The organism is Flavobacterium sp. LC2016-13 (assembly GCF_009707955.1).
Lineage (GTDB): Bacteria > Bacteroidota > Bacteroidia > Flavobacteriales > Flavobacteriaceae > Flavobacterium.
Genome location: NZ_WMDQ01000009.1, coordinates 217,209 through 238,269 on the forward strand (window position 1 = coordinate 217,209; position 21,061 = coordinate 238,269).

The window sequence follows — 21,061 nt, forward strand, 5'->3', positions numbered from 1 at the left end:
ACAAAATAAGAAAACCTTTGTCTCTTTGCATCTTTGAGCCTTTGTATCTTTTTTATTTATCTTTCATAAAACTCTATCGGCAGTAAATCAGGATCTGCAATAAAAGTAAAACGTTTTTCGGTCGTTTCATCAATCCGGATAGGTTCTGATTCGATGTTTTTTGTGTTTAAAAAAGCAATTGTTTCTTCTAAATTAATGACTTCAAAAGCTAAATGGCGCAAACCAACTGCTTCTGGTCTTGACGGACGTTTTGGCGGATTTGGAAAGGAGAATAATTCAATAATATAAGTGCCGTTTAAAGCCAAATCGAGTTTGTATGATTGACGTTCTTCGCGGTAGATTTCTCTAATAATTGTCAGCCCTAAAACTTCGGTATAAAAAGTTTTAGATTTTTGATAATCTGAGCATAAAATGGCAATATGATGAACTTTATTTAAGGTAAGCATTATTTTTCTGATTCAGGTTCCTGATTTAATTTTCGAATTACTTTTGCCGGATTTCCAACCGCTAATGAATTGTCCGGAATATCTTTTGTTACAACAGATCCGGCGCCAATAACGCAGCCTTTTCCAATCGTTACACCCGGACAAATAACAGAATTTCCACCAATCCAGCAATCGTCGCCAATTGTAACCGGATAAGCATTTTCTAGTGATTTTCTTAATTCAGCGTCAAGCGGATGCGATGCCGTATAAATTTGAACATTTGGCGCAATAAATACATTCGAACCAATATTTACGGGCGCACAATCCAGAACAACACAATTTACATTAAAATAAACGTTCTCTCCACAAAAAATATTATAACCATAATCACAGTGAAAAGGCGGTTCTATGTAAAAACCAGCTCCAGTATTTGGAATTAGTTCTTTTAAAATTTCTTTTGCTTTTTTGGTTACCCTATATTCTTTTACATTCAAAGTATGCAAAAGATTTTTTGCTGTTCGGCGACCTTTTACTAATTCCGGGTCAAAAGCGTTATAATATTCGCCCGAAATCATTTTTTCTTTTTCTGTTTTCATATAAGATATTACATTTTTGTCCTGGCAATCTTTTCATGAATTTTTAAGGTTTCCTGCAAAGCAGCAGTTGCGTACCAAGGCGTTAACTCAGCTTCAAGCAAATTGGCTTTTATTGCCGGATCTGTTGCTACTAATGATTTAGCTTCTTCAACAGTTTCTACGTTAAAAATATAAATACCTCTGTAATTTCGATCATTTTTCATAAAAGGTCCGGCGACAACCAGTTTTCCTTCTTTGGCTAATTTGTTGATGTTTGCCATATGACCTTCAAACAATTTTTTAGTTTCTTCTTTTGAAGCCGTTGTATTTGTTCCCGATTTTAAAAGACAGAAAACATATTTCTTCATTCCGTATTCATCTGCATTTAAAGATTTTGCCAGACTTTCATCGTATTTAACTTCAGTTTCCTGAGAAAACCCGATGCTATTCAACATTAAAAAAGCCAGAATTAAAAAAGAGTTTTTCATATCAATTTACTTTACAGTTTATTTTTAGCACATAGAAACAAAACTTTAAAAATGGATGTTTCTATGTGCCGGATAATTTTCTCAGTGTTTAAACTAATTTCTTCAAAATAACAATTTGTCCTAAATGGTAAACATCGTGCTGAATAATTCCGTGAATATCTTCATAAAAATTGTGATTGTTATTTGGATCTATTTTATCAAAACCGGCATCATCAAAATCACTTAAAAAAGCACTCCATGATTCCTGAGATTTCGACAAACTTTGAAGCGATTGCTCCCAGGCTACGTCAGACGAATCTAAAATTGGTACAAAATAATTATGATCAGGAGTTACAACTGTTTCTCCCTGAACACGCCTTAGTATATTTTTTCTCCATTGTATTAAATGATTAACAATTTCCCAAATGGTATTTAAATTAGGATTTGCTTTTTTGTAAGCCTGAGCTGCACTTACATCTTTTAAAGTATCTGCTAAAGTTACTTCAATCCAGGGATTTCCGTTATAAATGGCTTGATACAGATTTGAAACTCTTTTACTTTCTGACATGATTGATATTTTTATAAAACTTGAAAGCTAAGATACAAATAAGTAATTTACAACTCATCCTCAAATTTCTACAATTGGGTTATTTAATATTTTTTAACTTCGAATGTTAAAATACATTTGCTTCATCAAAATCAAAAACCATGACAACCAAATTATTTTTTACAATCAGCTTTTTATTTTTTACAACTATTTTTTTTGCTCAAAATACCATTTCGGGAAAAGTAGTTGATGAAAAAGGGAAACCAGTTCCTGGAGCAAATATTTATATCGACGGAACTTACGACGGAACAAACAGTTCTGAAACAGGCGAATTTTCATTTGAAACTACCGCAACAGGAAATCAATTTTTAGTAGTTAGTTTTTTAATTTACGACACTTACAGAAAAGAAATTGATGTTACGAATTTTAAAGATCAAACCGTAAAATTAAGAGAAAATGTAAACGCGCTTGATGCTGTTGTAATTACTGCCGGAACATTAGAATCTGGAGACAAAGCAAGAGTTTCGGTTTTAAAACCTTTAGATATTGTTACTACGGCAGGATCTGCAGGTAATATTGTTGCGGCGTTGCAAACATTACCGGGAACACAAACAGTTGGTGAAGACGGACGTTTGTTTGTTCGTGGTGGAGAAGCCAGCGAAACGCAAACTTTTGTTGACGGACTTCGTGTAGCACAGCCTTACGGTGCAACGACAAACAATTTACCAACAAGAAGCCGATTTTCGCCTTTTTTGTTTAGCGGAATTGCTTTTTCTACCGGTGGATATTCTGCTGAATATGGAGAAGCTTTGTCAAGTGTTTTATTATTGAATACGCAAGATGAACCGGACCAAAATAAAACTGATATTGCTTTAATGACAGTTGGTTTGGGAATTGGAAATACTCAAAAATGGGAAAAAAGTTCGTTCAGTATCAATACTAATTATATTAATCTGGCACCTTATCAGGCTGCAGTTCCTCAAAATGTAGATTGGAATAATCCATATCAGTCTTTAGGCGGAGAAGCAGTGTACAGATACCATTTTGAAAGAGGGATTTTTAAATTGTATGCTGCTTTTGATTCGGAAAAATTCGATTTAAATCAGAAAAATATAAATTTTGTTGATCCTGTCAGAACAGACTTAAACAATAATAATTTTTACCTGAATGCATCTTACAAAGGAGATTTTGGAACAGGCTGGCAACTTACATCAGGAATTAGTTATGGTTACAGTAAAAACAAAGTTAAATATGATATTAATGATGTTGATAGTGATGAAAATGCAGCTCAGTTGAAATTGAAGTTGAGAAAAAACATTTCAAATTATTTTAAATTGTCTTTTGGAGCTGATTATTTCATTACCAAATTCAATGAAAACTTTAATGATAATGTTTCTATTGATGTTGCAAACGGTTACGATTCAAACATTGCGGCTTTTTATACAGAAGGAGATATTTTATTCTCAAAAAAATTAGCTGCAAAAGTAGGTTTCAGACTTTCAAATAATAGTTTATTAAACGAAACCAATATTGCGCCAAGAGCTTCTATTGCATATAAAGTCTCTAAAACAAGTCAGTTTTCTTTCGCTTATGGAGATTTCAGTCAGGCGCCGGTTGTTGATTATATTAAATATTCAAAATACCACCAATTCGAAAGTGAAAAAGCAAAACATTATATCTTAAACTATCAGTTTACAAGACCGGGACAAACTTTTAGAGCCGAAGCTTATTATAAAGATTACAGCAATTTGGTTCAATACGATACAAGAGATATTCAATACAATTCAGTTTTCAACAATAATGGTTCAGGATATGCAAAAGGTTTGGATATTTTTTGGAGAGACAGTAATTTGTATAAAAACTTAGAATATTGGATTTCATACTCTTACATTGATTCAGAGAGACAATATAAAAACTTTCCAACAATGGCAACGCCAAGTTTTGTAGCCAATCAGAATCTGTCAATCGTAACGAAATATTTTATTACAGACTGGAAATCGCAAATTGGTTTTACAAATACTTTCAGCACCGGAAGACCTTACAACGATCCGAACCAAACACAGTTTATGAACGGAAAAACAAAATCATATAATAGTTTGAGTTTTAACTGGGCGTATTTATTAACAACACAAAAAATCTTATATTTCTCTGTTTCAAATGTATTAGGAAACCAAAACGTTTTTGGATACGATTACGCCAAAATACCAGACGCAAACGGAGTTTATAACAGACAAGCCGTAACGCCAACCGCAGACAGATTCTTTTTCGTTGGTTTCTTCTGGACGATTAGTAAGAATAAAAATGATAATCAATTGAAGAATTTATAAATAAAGGTACAAAGTAGCAAAGGTTCAGAGGGACTAAGGTTTTTTCCTCTTTAGGTTCAAAGAATCCAGAAAAAAACTTTGAACCTTTGCTACTCTGAACCTTTGAACCTCGAAAGAAACAATTCAGTAGCAAAAATCAACAACTCAGTATTAATTAATTTTAAAAGAATAAAAACCAACATACTTTTGAAGTATAAATTGAAAGGAACAAAGAAGCAAAGAAGCAAAAATTCAAAGTTTTATAAATATTAATAATAAGAAAATCAAACCTTTGAACCTTTGTAGCTCTGAACCTTTTAACCTTGAAAAAAGAGTTTTAATCATCAATAAAAAATCTTAGACACTCAGAACCTTAGTAACTCAGAACCTTAAAAAAAAAAGAACTCATGACCAAAATTATTACCATTACGATGTTGTTTATCTGCAGTATAATTTCTGCTCAAAATGTAAAACTAACCGTTTCTGTTTCAGGTTTAAAAAATAATACAGGGATTGTTAAAGTAGGTTTGTACAACTCAGACGGTACATTTCTAAAAACGACGTACAAAAGCCTTACTTCTGATATCAAAAATAAGGAAGCGGTTGTAACATTTACCAACCTTCCGGCAGGAGAATATGCAATTTCAACGTATCACGATGAAAACAGTAACGGAATACTGGATAAAAATATGATGGGAATTCCTTCTGAAGATTATGCAGCTTCAAACAATGCTAAAGGATTTATGGGTCCGCCTGCGTATAAAGATGCTAAATTTGTTATTGATAAAGATTCAAAAATTGAAATTGTATTATAAATAGTAACTAACAAAACAAATAAAAATCAACCATTTAAATTACTTATAAAATGAAAAAAATCATCACATTAGTCGCATTATTCGTAGTAGTAATAAGCTCTGCACAAACACAATTTGAACAAGGAATGGGAAAAGCTTTCGGGCTTTGGAAAGAAGGAAAAAATACAGAAGCTTCGGCAATGTTTGAAAGAATTGCAGCAGCAGAAAAAACAAGTTACTTGCCAAATTATTATGTGGCGCTGGTAAACACGACATCGGCTTTTACAGAAAAAGACAAAACTAAAATTGATTTGTTATTGACAAAAGCACAAGATGCACTGGATATCGAATTTATAAAAGATCAAAATAATGCTGAATTATATGCCATGCAAGCTTTAATTTATACGGCTTATGTAGTTGCAGATCCTATGACAAATGCAATGAAATATTCTTCTAAAATAATGGAAGCTTACGCAAAAGGAAAAGCGATAGACCCAAATAACCCGAGAATTGTTTTTGGTGAAGCTGATTATCAATTAGGAGGAGCAAAATGGACAGGTGTTGATACAAAACCTTTGTGTGCCCAGGTTAATAAAGCAATTGAACTTTTTGCTACTTTTAAACCGGAAACACCTTTTTCTCCAAAATGGGGATTAGACAGAGCTTTGGAAACTCAAAAAACGTGTAAATAAAAAATATCAATTTAAGCCAATTCATAAATGAAAGATCATAGAAATGTATCGTATAGAGATTTAAAAAGTGGAACAATTGTTTCTTTCAAGATTTCTATGGTCTTTACAGTAATATTTATAGCTTGTTTAGGTGAAGATTTCAATGTTCGAAACGTTCTTATTACTTTTTTTATAAGCTGTCTTTATTCTTTCGGATTGGGTTTTGGTAACGCATTAATCAACTCTCTTTTAGACCGAAAATGGGATTGGCTGGAACAGACAAATCTTAGGGTTTATTATGGAATCATAGTAACTGTTTTATACACGGTTCCGGTAATTTTAGGAATAAATTATTACCTTTTTATCATCTTGCAAGACATGACAATAAAGGAGTTTTTTGGAGAAAGAATGCTTTGGGTACATCTCTTTTATATTATTCTTTCTTTAGGAGTTTCGACTTTTATGCAAGCCAGAAGTTTCATGGTAAAATGGAAACAGGCCTCGAAATTTGAAGTTACGCAGCAAAAGATTATAGCAGGAACGGCAAGTGCTAAATTTGAAAGTTTAAAAAATCAAATCGATCCGCATTTTCTTTTTAATAGTTTAAATGTATTAAGTTCTTTGATTGAAGAAAACCCCGATAATGCGCAGCGCTTTACCACTTCATTATCTAAAATTTATCGCTACGTTTTAGAGCAAAAAGATAAAGAACTGGTTTCTGTTGAAGATGAATTATCGTTTGCAAAAACATATATGAATTTGCTAAAAATGCGGTTCGAGAATAGTTTGTTTTACGAATTGCCAACAACAGATATTAATCTAGATGCGAAAGTAGTGCCATTATCGCTGCAGCTTTTGCTTGAAAATACGGTGAAACATAATGTAGTAAGCGAGCAAAAACCATTGCATATTCGAATTTTTGTTGATGGAGATTATTTAGCTGTTCAAAACGATTTTCAAAAGAAAGAAGTTTTACAGGACAGACAGGGAGTGGGATTGCAAAATATCGTAAACCGATACGGAATTATAACGAACAGAAAAGTGCTGATCGAACAGAATGAACAAAATTTCACCGTTAAAATTCCAATTTTAACCAAACAAATTGCAGTTATGGAAACTGGTGCAGATTATAATGACGAGAATAAAGCTTATTTCAGAGCTAAAAAAAGAGTAGAAGAATTAAAAGGATTTTACGGAAATTTAATTTCATATTGCTGTGTAATTCCATTCTTAATTTTTATAAATTTGAGGTATTCTCCTGGATTTCAGTGGTTTTGGTTTTCGGCTTTAGGCTGGGGATTTGGAGTCGTAATGCATGCTTTTAAAGTATTTGGTTATAGCTCTGATTGGGAAGAACGAAAAATCAGAGAAATTCTTGAAAAAGAAAACAAACAAAAAACCTGGAAATAATTATGGAAACAAATTATACTGAAAGGGAACGCTATTACCAGATTCAAAAAAAGGTAGTAGAAATTAGAAAATTTTACGAGCATTTAGCCGTATATGTAGTTTCAAATCTAATTTTAATAGTTGTAAATCTTACGACTTCGCCAGGTTATTTGTGGTTTTTGTGGTCATTAGTACCTTGGGGAATAGCTGTAATTTTAGATGGATTAAGAGTTTTTGGTTATTTACCGTTTTTTAATAAAGAATGGGAGGAACGAAAAATTAAAGAATTTATGGAAAAGGATAAGGAAAACCTAAACTGGAAATAGCCATGAAAATGAATTGTCTTAATGACCGCGAAATATTTGAACTAAAAAGAATAGCGAGCAAAAAAGTAAACAGGCTTAAATCATTTTACATTCATGCCTTAATTTACACAGCAGCTTTAATTGCTTTTGTTTTAAAACAATATTATGGAGTTTCATTAAATTTCTTTCCATTGCAACATCTCAATTACGTTGTAATGATAATTTGGACTTCAGTATTTTTATTTTCTGCAATTGATTTATTTGTTTCTTTTAAAATTTTTGGAGAAGAATGGGAGGAACGTAAACTAAAAAGTCTTTTAGAGAAAAAACAAAAAACACAAAAATGGGAGTGATCATGGAAATTAATTATAGCGAAGAAGACAAATACTATCTTGCAAAAAAGAAAGTAGAAAACATAAAAGGATTTTATGCAAATCTTACATCTTTTATTGGTGTAAATATTATTCTGATTATCATTAACCTATGGACATCACCAGAATATTTGTGGTTTTTCTGGCCACTATTATGGTGGGGAGTTGGAGTTCTTTTTCACGGATTGAAGGTTTTTGAAGTATTTCCGGTTTTAGGTAAAGGCTGGGAAGAACGAAAAATTAAAGAATTCATGGAGAAGGAAAAAGAGAATAAAAATAAATGGCAATAATTTAATTAAAAAATAAAATGGGACGATTTAGAAGACGTATGTACGAGGAATTTTCGCAAGAGTATAGCAATGATGAACGCTTTAATGCTGCGTACAGAAAAGTAAAAAGAATTAAGGGATTTTATTCTCACTTAAAAGTTTATATAATAGTTAATATCATTATTATTGCTTCAAATTTGAATGGAGATTTTTTTGGACATGAAGTTCGTGAAAGCGGATTATTTTCATGGCACACTTATTCTACTGCATTTTTTTGGGGAATAGGCTTACTGGCGCACGCATTATCTGTTTTTGGAAAAGATATATTTTTTAGTGATGACTGGGAGAAAAGAAAAATTCAGGAATACATGAATAAAGACGCAGCTAATAATAAATGGGAGTAATTTTAAATTCAATTTTTTCAAATTTTTCATTGTAAAATGACAACATTAATAATAGAAGACGAAAAACCGGCTGCAAGACTGTTGCAGCGAAAGTTAGAAAAACTGGATATTGCAGTAAAAACCATGCTGCATTCTGTAGAAGAGTCGATACATTGGTTTACTAATAATGAACATCCGGATTTAATTTTTCTGGACATCCAATTATCAGATGGTTTATCGTTTGAAATTTTTGAAAAAATAGATATTAAAAGTGCTATTATTTTTACTACAGCTTATGACGAATATGCTTTAAAAGCCTTTAAACTTAACAGCATTGATTATCTTTTAAAACCTATTGATGAAGATGATTTAGATGTAGCCGTTACCAAGTTTAAAATGCGTTTGCCAAAAGCAGCATCAGAGAATCAAAATCTTCAACTGGATTTTGAAGAAATAAGAAGAATGCTTTCAAATCCATTTGAGAAAAATTATAAAAAACGATTTACAGTTAAAATTGGCCAGCATCTAAAAGTAATTACTACAGATGAAATCGAATGTTTTTTTAGCGAAAATAAAGGAACATACATTCATACTTTCGATAACCGAAACTATTTAATCGACTCGACTTTAGAAATTCTGGAGCAGGAATTAGACATGAAAAATTTCTTCCGCGTAAGCAGAAAATTCATTGTTCCGCTACAGGCTATAAAAGAAATTCAGGTTTACACCAATTCTCGTTTAAAAGTAATTTTACCAACATATAAAGAAGATGAGGTAATTGTAAGCCGCGAAAAAGTGGGAGATTTCAAGAATTGGCTGGGGTAGTACAACTGGATTTTAATCTGGTTTAAACATATCAAAGTCAACATACATAAACATAAAAAAATCCTTCATTTGAAGGATTTTTTTATGTTTAAAAACGTTTTGTTATTTACTCAATCTGTGTAATGTAAATGTCATAGCGCTCAAAAGGAAGAAAGCCATAATTTGGTGAATTAATCCTAAAGCCAACGGCACACTATATAACAATGTAAATACGCCTAATAAAAATTGAATAAAGACAAAAACGACTAAAGTCTTGATTCCGTTATTTTGCGTTCTGTTAAGCGAAAATTTGGTACTTTTATAATATAAAAACAGAATAAAAGCTACCACAACATAAGCAAAAGTTCTGTGTACAAACTGAACACCGCTTTTACCTTCCGTTAAGTTTTTTGCCAAAGTAGATTGTTCAATAAAAACCGAATCGTGTATAAATTGTCCGTCGCTCATTAATGGCCAGTGATTGTGTATTAATCCCGCATTTAATCCCGCAACAAAACCACCATAAATAATCTGAATTAATAAAGCAACCAAAGCGAATCTGGCGATATTTCGAAGCGGAATTACTTTAGTAATTGTTCTTTCCGGATAAATTAAATCCAGTGCTACCCAAAGCGTATAAGCAAAAGTTATAAAAGCAAAAGTTAAGTGTAATGAAAGTCTGAAATGGCTAACATCCGGATTTTCAATAAGTCCGCTGCGAACCATAAACCAACCTAAGAAACCTTGAAAAGCTCCCATTGCCAAAAGAACAATACATTTTTTGACAGTTTCGCGATCCAGTTTTTTTCTAACTAAGAAATAAACAAAAGGCACAAAGAAAACCAATCCAATAATTCTTCCGATAAAACGGTGAAACCATTCCCAGAAATAAATAAACTTATAATCAGCTAATTGAAAATCATTGTGAATGTTGATTTTTTGATATTCAGGAAATTTCTTGTATTGTTCAAAAGCCTCATTCCATTTGGCATCCGTCAAAGGCGGAAAAGTATCAGTTACCAAATGCCAATCGGTCATTGATAAACCTGAGTTGGTCAATCGCGTAATTCCGCCCACGACAACCATTAAAAATAATAAAACACAACCTGATAGTAACCAAATGATTACTGATTTATTCTCTTTTTTCATTCTTCTCCGATTAATTCTATTTCGTTTTCTTTTTTTGTTTTGGAAATTCTTTTTAAGTAGAATTTCGAAAAATAATAATTTGTAATACTACTTAAAATAATTATTATGAAGCATTTTAAAATTCTGTCAGCGTATGTATCATTAATTTCAGTCTCGAAATAATCAATTACAATAGAACTTTCAAAGATGAAATAAAGTATCCCAATGAACGCAATTGAAAGGAGAGAGAATATAAAAAATGTCAATATATACTTGAATCGTTTTTCAGGTGTTTTTTTAAGCTTTATATAAAATAGAATATTAGATCCTACTATTATAGTTATAAGAATTACTAGAAAAATAAACCCTAATTCGTCCATTATTTTTTAAGCGTTAAATTTAATTTTTCAGCTCTTTTAATTACAAAATCATAAGCAGCCTGATATTCATTTGGAATATCACCTTCCAAAATAGCTTCTTTAACGGCTTCTTTCAAAACTCCAATTTCACGAGAAGGTTTTAAATCAAACATTTCCATAATTTCTTCACCTGAAATTGGCGGCTGAAAATTACGAACGTGATCGCGTTCTTCTACTTCGACAATTTTCTTGCGGACAATTTCAAAGTTTTTATGATACTTCTTGAATTTCGACGGATTTTTGGTTGTAATATCGGCTTCGCATAGTGTCATTAAATCCTCAACATCTTCGCCAGCATCAAAAACCAAACGACGAACTGCACTGTCAGTCACGATATCTTGTGCCAAAACAATTGGGCGAGAACTCATAATCACCATTTTTTGTACAAACTTCATTTTGTGGTTCAACGGCATGTGCAAGCGTTCGAATATTTTCTTCGCCATTTTCCCACCTAAAAACTCATGTCCGTGAAAAGTCCAGCCTTGTTTTTTATTGAAACGTTTTGTTGGTGCTTTTCCAATATCATGTAATAAAGCCGACCAACGCAACCAGACATCATCTGTATTAGGGCAAATATTATCGACAACTTCAAGAGTGTGATAAAAGTTGTTTTTATGAGTGTGACCTTCAATTTCTTCTACTTGATTTAAGGCCGTTAATTCAGGTAAAATAATATCTAAAAGCCCGGTTTGATATAAAAGTAAAAACCCGATAGAAGGTTTATCTGTTGATAGAATTTTGTTTAATTCATCAACAATACGTTCACCGGAAATGATTTGGATTCTGTCAGCGTTTTTTGTGATCGCGTCAAGAGAATTTTTTTCAATCTCAAACCCTAACTGATTTGCAAAACGAATTGCACGAAGCATTCGCAAAGGATCGTCAGAATATGTTATACTTGGATCTAAAGGCGTTTTTATTGTTTTATTTTCAAGATCAGCCAATCCGTCAAAAGGATCAGAAAGATCTCCAAAAGTTTTTTCGTTTAATGATAAAGCCAAAGCATTAATGGTAAAATCACGACGATTTTGATCATCTTCCAGCGTTCCGTTTTCAACAATTGGATTTCTGCTGTCAAAATTATAAGATTCTTTTCTGGCGCCAACAAATTCAATGTCAGTACCGTCAAAATGGAGCATTGCTGTTCCATACGTTTTAAAAACCTGTACTTTTGGATTTTTTGGTAGTAATGCAGATACTTTAAGAGCCAATTCAATACCGCTGCCAACAGCAACAACATCAATGTCTTTTTTAGAACCTCGGTTTAAAAGCAAATCCCTAACAAAACCGCCAATAACATAACTGTCGACGTTTAATTCCTGAGATGCTTTCGAAATAACTCCGAAGATTTTATGTTGTAAAGCTGTTTTATAGTTTGTATGTATAGCCACGAATTCACTAATTTTTATAATGTATTTCTATTTTTGAAGAAAATGAAACGTGTGCAAATTTACAACATAGAAAATGCCTTTTATAATGTAAAGAGCACTTTTTTCTATAAATTCTTAGTTTGGCGACCAGAATTTTATTGAAATAAAAATGGTTGCCACGAATTACACGAATTATCACGAATTCTACTTAAAATTTACTACGAAATGATTTGTGTTAATTCGTGTAATTCGTGGCGAAAAATTATACAGTAATAAAACAAATCAATTGTAATAATATATTTTATAGAATTCAATTTGTATTTTTGAATTCTATAAAAATGCACAAATGAAAATTGTTATATCGCCTGCGAAGTCATTAAATTTCGAAAAAGAATTACCAACTGCTCAATATACTGAACCCTCTTTTTTAAAAGAAGCGCGTCTGGTTCATAAAGTTTTAAAACCTAAAAAGCCAGCTGAATTATCAGAGTTAATGTCGATTTCAGACAAATTAGCTGATTTGAATTGGGAACGAAATCAAAAATGGAAAACTCCTTTTTCTCCAGAAAATGCACGTCCGGCTGTTTATACTTTTGATGGTGATGTGTATACAGGTTTAGATGCGTATTCAATTCCGTTAGAAAAATTAGATGCTTTGCAAGATAAACTCCGAATTTTATCAGGACTTTATGGTGTTTTAAAACCATTAGACTTAATGCAGGCTTACCGATTGGAAATGGGAACAAAATTGCCTGTTGGAGAATACAAAAACTTGCATGAATTCTGGAAACCTGCTGTTACTAAAGCTTTAAACAAAGAATTGACTAAAGGTGAATTATTCGTGAATTTAGCGAGTAATGAATATTTTTCTGCGGTAGATGTAAAAGCTTTAAAAGTTCCTGTAATTACTCCTGATTTTAAAGATTACAAAGACGGAAAATTAAAAATGATAAGTTTCTTTGCCAAAAAGGCAAGAGGTATGATGGTTCGTTATATAATCGATACAAATGCAGAAACCATTGATGACTTAAAAGGTTTCGATTATGAAGGATATCATTTTGATGCGAATCTTTCTAAAGGAAATCATTTGGTTTTTACAAGGTAATTTTTAAGGGACAAAGGTTCAAAGTTACAAAGGTTCAGAGGTTTTGAAGTTGCTAAGAATCTAAGATGCTGAGGTACTAAGGTTTTTACTTCGGGATTAATCCCTTCACAATTAAAAGATATTATAGATAGAGATTTCAATCTCCTCAAGTTTTGAGAGTATATTTTAAAAAATAAAAAAAGCCGAACTAAATAAATAGCTCGGCTTTTTCGTATTATAAATCAGTATTATAATTATTATTAATGCATTGCATCAGCAGGATTAATCTTGTTCTTTCCTTTTTTAATTAAAAGGATAATTGGTATACAACATAAAAACATAATTCCCAGATACATAAAAATATCCATGTATGCCATTACGGTACTTTGTTTCATTACTGAAAATTCTAAAGCCTGATATGTTTTTTTAAGGGCGACATCGGCACTATAACCTTTAGACATAAAAGATCTTTGCATTCCGTCAATACGTTGTTGAACATCGTATTTTGCAGGATCTAAATTCGTTAATAAGTTCACTCTGTGTTCCTGACTAAAGCGGGTAATAAAAGTGGTAATAATTGCAATACCAAATGATCCTCCTAATTGACGCATCATTCCGGTAAAAGCAGCTCCTTCACCAATATGTTTACCTTTTAATGTAGAAAGTGAAAGCGTTGTTATAGGTACAAAAAGTAATCCTAAACCAATTCCTCTTAAAATTAATGGCCAATACATGTGTTCTACACCAGTGTCAGGTGTCATGCGCGTTTGCATCATAAAAGTAAAGAAGAAGAAAACTAAAAATCCAACTCCAACCATATAACCTTGCGGAACACCTTTCTGAATCATATTACCAACAAATGGCATCATGATCGCAGTGGTAATCGAACCTGGAATCAATAATAATCCGGCATCAGTTGCTGTCCATCCTAAAATAGATTGCGTGTAAATTGGGATAATTAAAGTTGATCCGTATAAACCGAAACCAAGAATAAAACACATTACAGTTCCAATTCTTAAATTTCCATCTTTTAAAACACTTAAATTTACGATTGGATGTTTGTATGTAAGTTCCCTCCAAATAAACAAAACCAATCCAAGAACAGTAACAACACTTAGAGTTACAATAAGCGAATCATTAAACCAATCATCTTGTTGACCGTGTTCTAATACAAATTGTAAAGAGCCAATAAATGTTGCGAGTAAAATAATTCCCCACCAGTCAACCTGATTTGCTTTTAATTTTTCTCCATATTTCGGACTTCTTACGAAAGTAATAGCCAAAATAGTTGCTATAATTCCTAACGGAATATTAATATAAAATATATAAGGCCATGAATAGTGGTCTACTAAATATCCTCCCAAAGGCGGACCTAAAGTTGGACCAACAATTACACCCATTCCGTAAATAGCCTGCGCCATACCACGTTTTGCAACGGGGTAACTTTCGGTAATAATCGTTTGGGCTGTTACTAATAATGCGCCTCCGCCCATACCTTGAACAAACCTAAAAGCGACTAGTTCCCATATATTACTGGCATTTCCGCATAAAAAAGAACAGACGGTAAATATTATGATAGAAGCCACAAAATAATTACGTCTTCCAAATTGTTGCGAAAGCCAACTCGTCATCGGAATTACAATTACATTCGCAATAGCGTATGCTGTAATTACCCAAGCCACATCAGTCAAAGTAGCACCAAGGCTACCTCTCATGTCTGTTAGTGCAACGTTTACAATAGTGGTATCTACAATTTCCAGCAAGGCACAAAGTACTGCTGTAATCGTAATGATGACACGTCTGTAACCGTATTCTACTAAATCATCCTCTCCTTGTACTGCTGTCATTATTTTATTTTAAATGTACGTCTACGTCAACATTCATTCCTGGTCTAAGCAATTTTACTTTTTCAGGATCGTTTGATTCGTCTAAACTAATTTTTACCGGTAATCTCTGAATTGTTTTTACGAAGTTTCCTGTTGCGTTATCAGGAGGTAATAATGAAAAACGAGATCCTGTAGCTGGAGAAAATGATGTTAAAGTACCTTTGAATTCATAATTTGGATATGCATCAACTTTTAAACTTACTTTTTGTCCCACAACCATTTTGTTTAATTGTGTTTCTTTGAAATTTGCTACAACCCAAGCTTCAGTATTATTAATGATATAAAACAAAGATTGTCCTGGTTGTACCAATTGTCCCGGCTGAATATCAACTTTAGAAACCTGCCCGTCAATAGCTGCAGTAACAACTGTGTAGCTAAGATTTAAGTGAGCAACATCTAACATTGTTTTTGCTTTTTTGATGTTTGCTGAAGCAACTTCTGTTTGTTTATCAGAAACTTTAGATTTCGATTGAATTACCGATTTTTGATAAGAACTTGCTTTTTGTTGTTGTTCTAAAACACGTACTTGATTTTCAGCTTCGTCTTTTGCAGTCTGAGCCTGTTCAAATTGTTGTTTTGTAATAGTATGTGTTTTGTACAAATTATTGTAACGATTGAAATCGTTTGTAACTTGTCTTAATCTGATTTTAGCACTTTCGATAGAACCTGTTGCAGATCTCATTTGAGCATCAGAAACAGAAATACTTGCATTTGCACTTCCAATATCAGCTTTTGCAGCTTCGTATTGACCTTCAGCACCTAATAAAGCAGCATTTGCTTCGTCAATTTTTAATTGGTAATCTCTTTTATCGATAGTAAATAAAGTATCTCCTTTTTTTACAAAATCATTATCCTTTACATAAACCTTACTGATATAACCGGATACTCTAGGAATAATTGGGTTCATTTTTTTCTCAATCTGAGCATCATCCGTTTCTTCGTGAGCTAAAGAGTGCATGTATTTTGTTATTCCGTAAGTTCCGCCCACTAAAACCAAAACGGTTAGTATAATGATGAATTTAGTATTTGTTTTTTTCTTTTCCATGAGAGCTATCGATTATATTTTAGAAAGATTGAATGATTGTGATAATTGTCCTGATACGGATAATAATTCGTAATATTTTTGAATAATTGTTGCTTTAGAAACAGCAGTATTGATTTTGGCGCTTAATTGCTCAACATCGGCTTCAACCAAATCATTGGTATCAGCTAAACCATTGTCGAATTTATCTTTTACAAGTCTGTAATTTTCAGATGCCTGTTGAAGCGCTTCGTCATAAACCACACTTTGGTTAATAGCCAGATCATAATCTTCAATAGATTTTTGAACTTCAACTTTAATACGATCCGTCATTACAGCTTCTGTATTTTTAACTTCCAAAGCTCTGCTTTCAGCTTCTCTTACGTGAGCGCTATTTTTGTAAATTCCAGATAAATCATACGTTAAACCCAATCCAAAGTTCATTGCATATTTTACAGTTATAATATCTTTAAGATCTAAAGCAGTATAACCACCAAGTAATGCTAATGTAGGATAGTAACCTGCTTTTGCAACTTTAATATTTGCCTCAGAAGCTTTTTGTTGAAAACGAATAGCCTCTAAATCTTTTCTGTTTTGCAACGCTAATGCATCTGATGTTGGTGCATTATTGGTTTTTAAACTAAAGAAATCATCTTCATTAACCTGAAGTTTTGTAGTTGGATCAAGTTTTAATAAAGTCGTCAAGTAAAAATTGATGTTATTAAGATTGTTAGTCGCTTCATCAATAGATAATTGTGTTTTTGAAACCAACAATTGTGACTTCAATAAATCATTTCTTGGAATGATTCCGTTTTTCTCTAATTCTGTAAAATCAGTAACACGTTGTTTAGCGCTTTTTTGATTTTCATTTAAAACATCCAGCGTTTTTTGAGCTTTGTATAGAGCTGTATAATACGTAATAACTCTTAAAGCAACATCTTCTTTTGTTTTAGATGCATATGCACTTTCTGCTTCATATAAATTATCAGATGCATCAATGCTATTTTGAATTTTAAATCCGGCAAAAAGAGGTAAACTTAAATTTGCCATTCCAATCATTGCTCTGTCAGGAGATGCTAAAGATGCACTTTCTCCCTGATTTGGCATATCAATCGACGCTTTTGTAAGGCGCTGATATTGACCGGAAATTTTAAGATCCGGATATTGATTGTTTTTAACGGTTGATAATTCGTATTTTTTTGTGTTTACCTTAGTATTGGCAAGCGTAACTTCGTTACTTTTTTCCCAAGCCATTTTTACGGCTTCATCTAAGGTTAAACTTGTTTTTTCTTGTGCTTCTGCTGAAGTTATTCCGATAAAGAAAACTCCAAAGAGCATTAATTGACTAATTTTCATAAACAAGTAGCGCTTTTATAGTTTGTTGAATGTGCTTTGTAAGACTGGTTTTAATGTAATCGTTGTACATTGCTTCTGTTTTTAAATTCAATAATTCTTCGAAGAAAGGTTTATTCATGTGAAAATGAAAAAAGGTCCCTATGATTGTAGGCGTAATAAGCGGAATGATGACATCTTTTCTGAATACTCCTTTTTCCTGACCCTGAGCGATTATACTTTCAACGGATTTTAAGTTTCCTTTTTTTAATTCAGTAAAGGCAATAAAACTTTTTTCTCTCTTTTCTGCATTAATCTCAAAATGTAAAACCCTGAAAATCCCTTTGTTACAGCTGATTCTGTTAATGTAAATTTCGATTAATTTATTGACTTTGTCAATAGGTTCGAGATTTTCCTGTAATAAATTTTCGAGTTTTAATTTTAAATCAGAAGTTTTGTAGATAATTAAAGCCTCTAATAACCTTTCTTTAGAACCAAAATAATACGAAACCATTGCAATATTTATTTTTGCATGTTTTGAGATATCCCGTATCGAGGTGCCTTCAAATCCTTTTTCAGAAAATAGCTTTTCAGCAACTTCAAGGATCTGAATTTTTTTATCGTTTAATTCGATGTGTGACATGGTATTGTTTCTAATTGAGTACAAAATTAAACAAGTGTTTAAATTAAACGCTTGTTTAATTTTTGTTTAACATAATATTAACAGAAAACCATGTAGTTGTTTATAGAAAAATTTAAAACAAATTAGTAGTCATACGTGAGTTCAATTGTGTTATTTGCAGGAATAAAAACTTCATGAATTTCATTTTCTAAAGTAATGCCATTTTTTCTTCTGGAAATTATAATACTATTTTTTTCTCCTTCTGCAGCCATAATAATGGCGGTTTGAGTTTTTACTGAAGCTTGAAATATATCCCCAGATCCATAGGAATAAAAAGATTCTAAAGAATTTAAATTTTCATTTTTGATTCCATGGGAAAAAGAAGTATTAACCTCAAAAAAATCACCTTCTTTTAATGGGATAAAATTATTTAGATGAACTTTAATATTGGTCTTTTTAGCGATATAAAATGATGCATTTATTATAGTATCCCTATTTTTTATTTCATGGATGTCATATCCTAAACCGGCATTGTTTCCTAATCGGAAATACTCATTGGCATCTAAATTTTTATCATCAACAGAAATTATGAAATAACCTGAAGCAGCATTGCCTAATTCACTATCGTTTAGATGGAAATCAACACTATAATCGCCTTTGCTGTTTGTTTTAGTCTTTGCTATTTTTCTGGTATATGAACCTACTTGGCTTCCTATATGATAACTAAATGAAACTTCGATACCAGCTAAAGGCTTATTGTCAACTGTTACAAAATTGCCGGAAAGAGTAGTGCAATTCATAGTGCACGTATCACGTGTATCATCTTCTGTTTTCGAGCAGCTAAAAGTAATAGTTAATAAAAATAGAAGTAATAATTTTTTCATAATCAGTTTTTTATGTTCACCGATTAAAATTAGAAACTTATTTTAATTAACAAGGTCATTTTTTAAAATATATGTAAATTCTTAATATTAGATTTACTTAATTTAAAAACTATAAAAAAAGCTGAAATGATTTCATTTCAGCTTTTATACGATTTTGTCATTCTCAGGAACGAAGAATCGCACTCCTAAAACTACAAAGATTGTCGATTCTCTTTGTGGAATTACTTGTGCGATTCTTCGTTCCTCAGAATGACAAGTTAGAATTTTTATTTATTTAATTATCTAATTTCTCCAACAAATTCTTGAATTTTTCCAGAGCCGCTTTCACTCAAATGTTTAATAAAAGCACTTCCAATAATAGCGCCTTTTGCAAATTTGGTAGCCTGGTTAAAAGTTTCTTTGTTTGAAATTCCGAAACCGATAATTTGTGGATTTTTTAAATTCATGTTTGAAATTCTTTCGAAATAATCTTCCTGAACATTTCCAAAACCAGACTGAGAACCCGTAACACTTGCAGAACTTACCATATAAATAAATCCGTTTGAAACGCTGTCGATAAAACGAATACGTTCGTCTGAAGTTTGTGGCGTAATCAGGAAAACATTTATTAAGCCGTATTTTTCGAAAATAGCTTTGTATTCTTCCGCATAAACGTCAACCGGAAGATCTGGAATGATTAAACCATCGATGCCAATTTCGGCACATTTTTTACAAAAAGCTTCAACACCGTATTGTAACATCGGATTGAAATATCCCATAATAATCAACGGAATTTTTACGCTTTCGCGGATGTTTTTCAGCTGATCAAAAAGAATTTGAGTAGTCATTCCGTTATGAAGCGCCGTTGTAGAACTCGCCTGAATTGTTGGTCCATCAGCCAAAGGATCACTAAAAGGAAGTCCGATTTCGATTAAATCAACACCATTTTTTTCTAAATCCTGAATAATTTGCACCGTATCATTTAAGTTCGGATACCCAGCAGAAAAATAGATAGAAAGTATCTTTTTATCTTCTTGTAATTTTTGAGTTATTCTGTTCATTTTAATATCTTTTATTTCTCCTGCAAGTCCCGAAACTTCGGGGATAAAACCTTGTAGGTATGTTAAGTTTTTCTGCGACAGATTAAAAAAAAATTGCCTAGATTTTTTGTTTCACGCAGATTTAATTAAAATAAATCTGTGCGAATCCGCTTAAATCAATTTAAATCTGCGTGAAATAAATTTGTAGTAATTAAAATCTTTTTAATCTTTTGCATTATTTAATTATTAATAATCTGACTTGTCCAATTATCATTTTGATTCTCCATCAATAATAATCCGGAATCAGAATCGTTCATTTGAGCAATTAATTCGCCTTTATTATTCCAAAAAGCACTTTTTCCGCCCGAAGGATATCCCCAGGATTCTCCGCTGAAATTAGCCATCAAAACATTCATTTTATGTTTTTCAGCGTAGTTTTGTAAATCTCTGTACGCATTCGGAATTCCGTTTGGAGAAAAGAAAATACTTGCAATATAAATATCAGTTTCTCTTTTAGAAGCATTTTCCGGATGCAGCGGATTATCAATATCAGCACAAATAGCAAACGAAATCTTCTGATTTTCAATCGTAATCATCGGATTATAATTGAAAGAAGACTGGAAAAATTCGTCTTCGCCTTCATGTAAAAATTGCTTCGTATAAACTGCAACCGAATTATCCGGAGAAATTACAAATTCGCCAATAAACAATTCCGATTCAATTTGAATTGGCGCGCCCGCAATAATTATAATGTTATTTTCGACCGCTAATTTTTTTAAATAATCCAAACGTGAATCATCTTTTTTGAAAGCTAATTTTTGAGCATGTTCTCTTTCATAACCTGTAATCGATAATTCAGGAAATGCGATTAATTGTGCTCTATTTTGTATAGCCAATTCTATAAGACGATAATGATCTGATAAATTAGCCTCAATATTTCCTCGTGTTGGTTTTGTTTGTGCAGCAGCTAGAATCATTTTCCGGTTTTCT

Annotated in this window: 23 protein-coding genes; 10 read left to right on the forward strand and 13 right to left on the reverse strand. The window is 32.1% G+C overall.

The window, feature by feature from the left end; all coding sequences use genetic code 11:
• Nucleotides 1-56 precede the first annotated feature (56 nt).
• The 4 genes from GKZ86_RS18480 to GKZ86_RS18495 all read right to left on the reverse strand — a co-directional run bounded on the left by GKZ86_RS18480 (nucleotide 57) and on the right by GKZ86_RS18495 (nucleotide 2,035).
• Entirely contained in the window at nucleotides 57-446 is a 390-nt protein-coding gene (locus GKZ86_RS18480) for a VOC family protein (protein ID WP_154784531.1), read from the reverse strand.
• Nucleotides 446-1,021, reverse strand: a complete 576-nt coding sequence (locus GKZ86_RS18485; protein ID WP_154784532.1) for a sugar O-acetyltransferase — start codon at nucleotides 1,019-1,021, stop codon at nucleotides 446-448. The genes GKZ86_RS18480 and GKZ86_RS18485 overlap by 1 nt, the downstream gene beginning before the upstream one ends.
• Before the next feature lie 8 nt (nucleotides 1,022-1,029).
• On the reverse strand, nucleotides 1,030-1,488 hold the full coding sequence (locus GKZ86_RS18490) for a YciI family protein (RefSeq protein ID WP_154784533.1): 459 nt from the start codon (nucleotides 1,486-1,488) through the stop codon (nucleotides 1,030-1,032).
• 88 nt (nucleotides 1,489-1,576) lie between these two features.
• The gene (locus GKZ86_RS18495) at nucleotides 1,577-2,035 is read right to left on the reverse strand and encodes a DinB family protein (RefSeq protein WP_154784534.1); all 459 of its coding nucleotides are present in this window, start codon (nucleotides 2,033-2,035) and stop codon (nucleotides 1,577-1,579) included.
• Nucleotides 2,036-2,175: 140 nt separating this feature from the next.
• On the opposite strand from GKZ86_RS18495, the gene GKZ86_RS18500 reads away from it, so the two are divergent.
• The 9 genes from GKZ86_RS18500 (at nucleotide 2,176) to GKZ86_RS18540 (ending at nucleotide 9,327) form a co-directional block, all read left to right on the forward strand.
• On the forward strand, nucleotides 2,176-4,341 hold the full coding sequence (locus tag GKZ86_RS18500; protein WP_154784535.1) for a TonB-dependent receptor: 2,166 nt from the start codon (nucleotides 2,176-2,178) through the stop codon (nucleotides 4,339-4,341).
• Nucleotides 4,342-4,727: 386 nt separating this feature from the next.
• The gene (locus GKZ86_RS18505) at nucleotides 4,728-5,135 is read left to right on the forward strand and encodes a DUF2141 domain-containing protein (protein ID WP_154784536.1); all 408 of its coding nucleotides are present in this window, start codon (nucleotides 4,728-4,730) and stop codon (nucleotides 5,133-5,135) included.
• Between the two features lie 50 nt (nucleotides 5,136-5,185).
• Nucleotides 5,186-5,806 (forward strand): hypothetical protein, encoded by a 621-nt coding sequence (locus GKZ86_RS18510; protein ID WP_154784537.1) that lies wholly within the window; start codon nucleotides 5,186-5,188, stop codon nucleotides 5,804-5,806.
• A 27-nt stretch (nucleotides 5,807-5,833) separates the two neighbouring features.
• A complete protein-coding gene (locus tag GKZ86_RS18515; protein WP_154784538.1) occupies nucleotides 5,834-7,195 on the forward strand; it encodes a 2TM domain-containing protein in 1,362 nt (453 codons plus the stop codon).
• Nucleotides 7,196-7,197: 2 nt separating this feature from the next.
• Nucleotides 7,198-7,500, forward strand: a complete 303-nt coding sequence (locus GKZ86_RS18520) for a 2TM domain-containing protein (protein ID WP_154784539.1) — start codon at nucleotides 7,198-7,200, stop codon at nucleotides 7,498-7,500.
• Nucleotides 7,501-7,502: 2 nt separating this feature from the next.
• Entirely contained in the window at nucleotides 7,503-7,832 is a 330-nt protein-coding gene (locus GKZ86_RS18525) for a 2TM domain-containing protein (protein ID WP_154784540.1), read from the forward strand.
• Nucleotides 7,833-7,834: 2 nt separating this feature from the next.
• Nucleotides 7,835-8,140, forward strand: a complete 306-nt coding sequence (locus GKZ86_RS18530) for a 2TM domain-containing protein (RefSeq protein WP_228526600.1) — start codon at nucleotides 7,835-7,837, stop codon at nucleotides 8,138-8,140.
• Nucleotides 8,141-8,157: 17 nt separating this feature from the next.
• Nucleotides 8,158-8,523: a 2TM domain-containing protein gene (locus GKZ86_RS18535; protein WP_154784542.1), complete on the forward strand. Its 366-nt coding sequence runs from the start codon at nucleotides 8,158-8,160 to the stop codon at nucleotides 8,521-8,523.
• Between the two features lie 36 nt (nucleotides 8,524-8,559).
• Complete coding sequence (locus tag GKZ86_RS18540) at nucleotides 8,560-9,327, forward strand: LytTR family DNA-binding domain-containing protein (RefSeq protein ID WP_154784543.1); 768 nt, start codon at nucleotides 8,560-8,562, stop codon at nucleotides 9,325-9,327.
• A gap of 102 nt (nucleotides 9,328-9,429) precedes the next feature.
• Here the strand turns inward: GKZ86_RS18540 and GKZ86_RS18545 are convergent, their stop codons facing one another.
• Both GKZ86_RS18545 and GKZ86_RS18550 read right to left on the reverse strand, forming a co-directional pair.
• The gene (locus tag GKZ86_RS18545; RefSeq protein WP_154784544.1) at nucleotides 9,430-10,455 is read right to left on the reverse strand and encodes a COX15/CtaA family protein; all 1,026 of its coding nucleotides are present in this window, start codon (nucleotides 10,453-10,455) and stop codon (nucleotides 9,430-9,432) included.
• Nucleotides 10,456-10,813: 358 nt separating this feature from the next.
• Nucleotides 10,814-12,244 carry an HD domain-containing protein gene (locus tag GKZ86_RS18550; RefSeq protein WP_194632547.1) on the reverse strand — a complete coding sequence of 477 codons (1,431 nt, stop codon included), beginning with the start codon at nucleotides 12,242-12,244 and terminating at the stop codon, nucleotides 10,814-10,816.
• Nucleotides 12,245-12,569: 325 nt separating this feature from the next.
• On the opposite strand from GKZ86_RS18550, the gene yaaA reads away from it, so the two are divergent.
• The gene (yaaA, locus tag GKZ86_RS18555; protein WP_154784545.1) at nucleotides 12,570-13,328 is read left to right on the forward strand and encodes a peroxide stress protein YaaA; all 759 of its coding nucleotides are present in this window, start codon (nucleotides 12,570-12,572) and stop codon (nucleotides 13,326-13,328) included.
• A gap of 239 nt (nucleotides 13,329-13,567) precedes the next feature.
• Here yaaA and GKZ86_RS18560 read toward each other — a convergent pair whose 3' ends face one another.
• The 7 genes from GKZ86_RS18560 to GKZ86_RS18590 form a co-directional block, all read right to left on the reverse strand.
• Nucleotides 13,568-15,154: an MDR family MFS transporter gene (locus tag GKZ86_RS18560; RefSeq protein WP_154784546.1), complete on the reverse strand. Its 1,587-nt coding sequence runs from the start codon at nucleotides 15,152-15,154 to the stop codon at nucleotides 13,568-13,570.
• Between the two features lie 4 nt (nucleotides 15,155-15,158).
• Nucleotides 15,159-16,238 carry an HlyD family secretion protein gene (locus GKZ86_RS18565; protein WP_154784547.1) on the reverse strand — a complete coding sequence of 360 codons (1,080 nt, stop codon included), beginning with the start codon at nucleotides 16,236-16,238 and terminating at the stop codon, nucleotides 15,159-15,161.
• Nucleotides 16,239-16,250: 12 nt separating this feature from the next.
• Nucleotides 16,251-17,570: a TolC family protein gene (locus GKZ86_RS18570; protein WP_154784548.1), complete on the reverse strand. Its 1,320-nt coding sequence runs from the start codon at nucleotides 17,568-17,570 to the stop codon at nucleotides 16,251-16,253.
• Nucleotides 17,560-18,189, reverse strand: coding sequence for a TetR/AcrR family transcriptional regulator (locus tag GKZ86_RS18575; protein ID WP_154784549.1), 630 nt, complete (start codon nucleotides 18,187-18,189; stop codon nucleotides 17,560-17,562). Before GKZ86_RS18575 ends, GKZ86_RS18570 begins: the two co-directional genes overlap by 11 nt.
• 122 nt (nucleotides 18,190-18,311) lie before the next feature.
• Nucleotides 18,312-19,052 (reverse strand): hypothetical protein, encoded by a 741-nt coding sequence (locus tag GKZ86_RS18580; RefSeq protein ID WP_154784550.1) that lies wholly within the window; start codon nucleotides 19,050-19,052, stop codon nucleotides 18,312-18,314.
• A 278-nt stretch (nucleotides 19,053-19,330) separates the two neighbouring features.
• Complete coding sequence (gene trpA / locus GKZ86_RS18585; protein WP_154784551.1) at nucleotides 19,331-20,092, reverse strand: tryptophan synthase subunit alpha; 762 nt, start codon at nucleotides 20,090-20,092, stop codon at nucleotides 19,331-19,333.
• Nucleotides 20,093-20,310: 218 nt separating this feature from the next.
• Nucleotides 20,311-21,048, reverse strand: a complete 738-nt coding sequence (locus GKZ86_RS18590) for a carbon-nitrogen hydrolase family protein (RefSeq protein ID WP_154784552.1) — start codon at nucleotides 21,046-21,048, stop codon at nucleotides 20,311-20,313.
• Nucleotides 21,049-21,061: the final 13 nt, after the last annotated feature.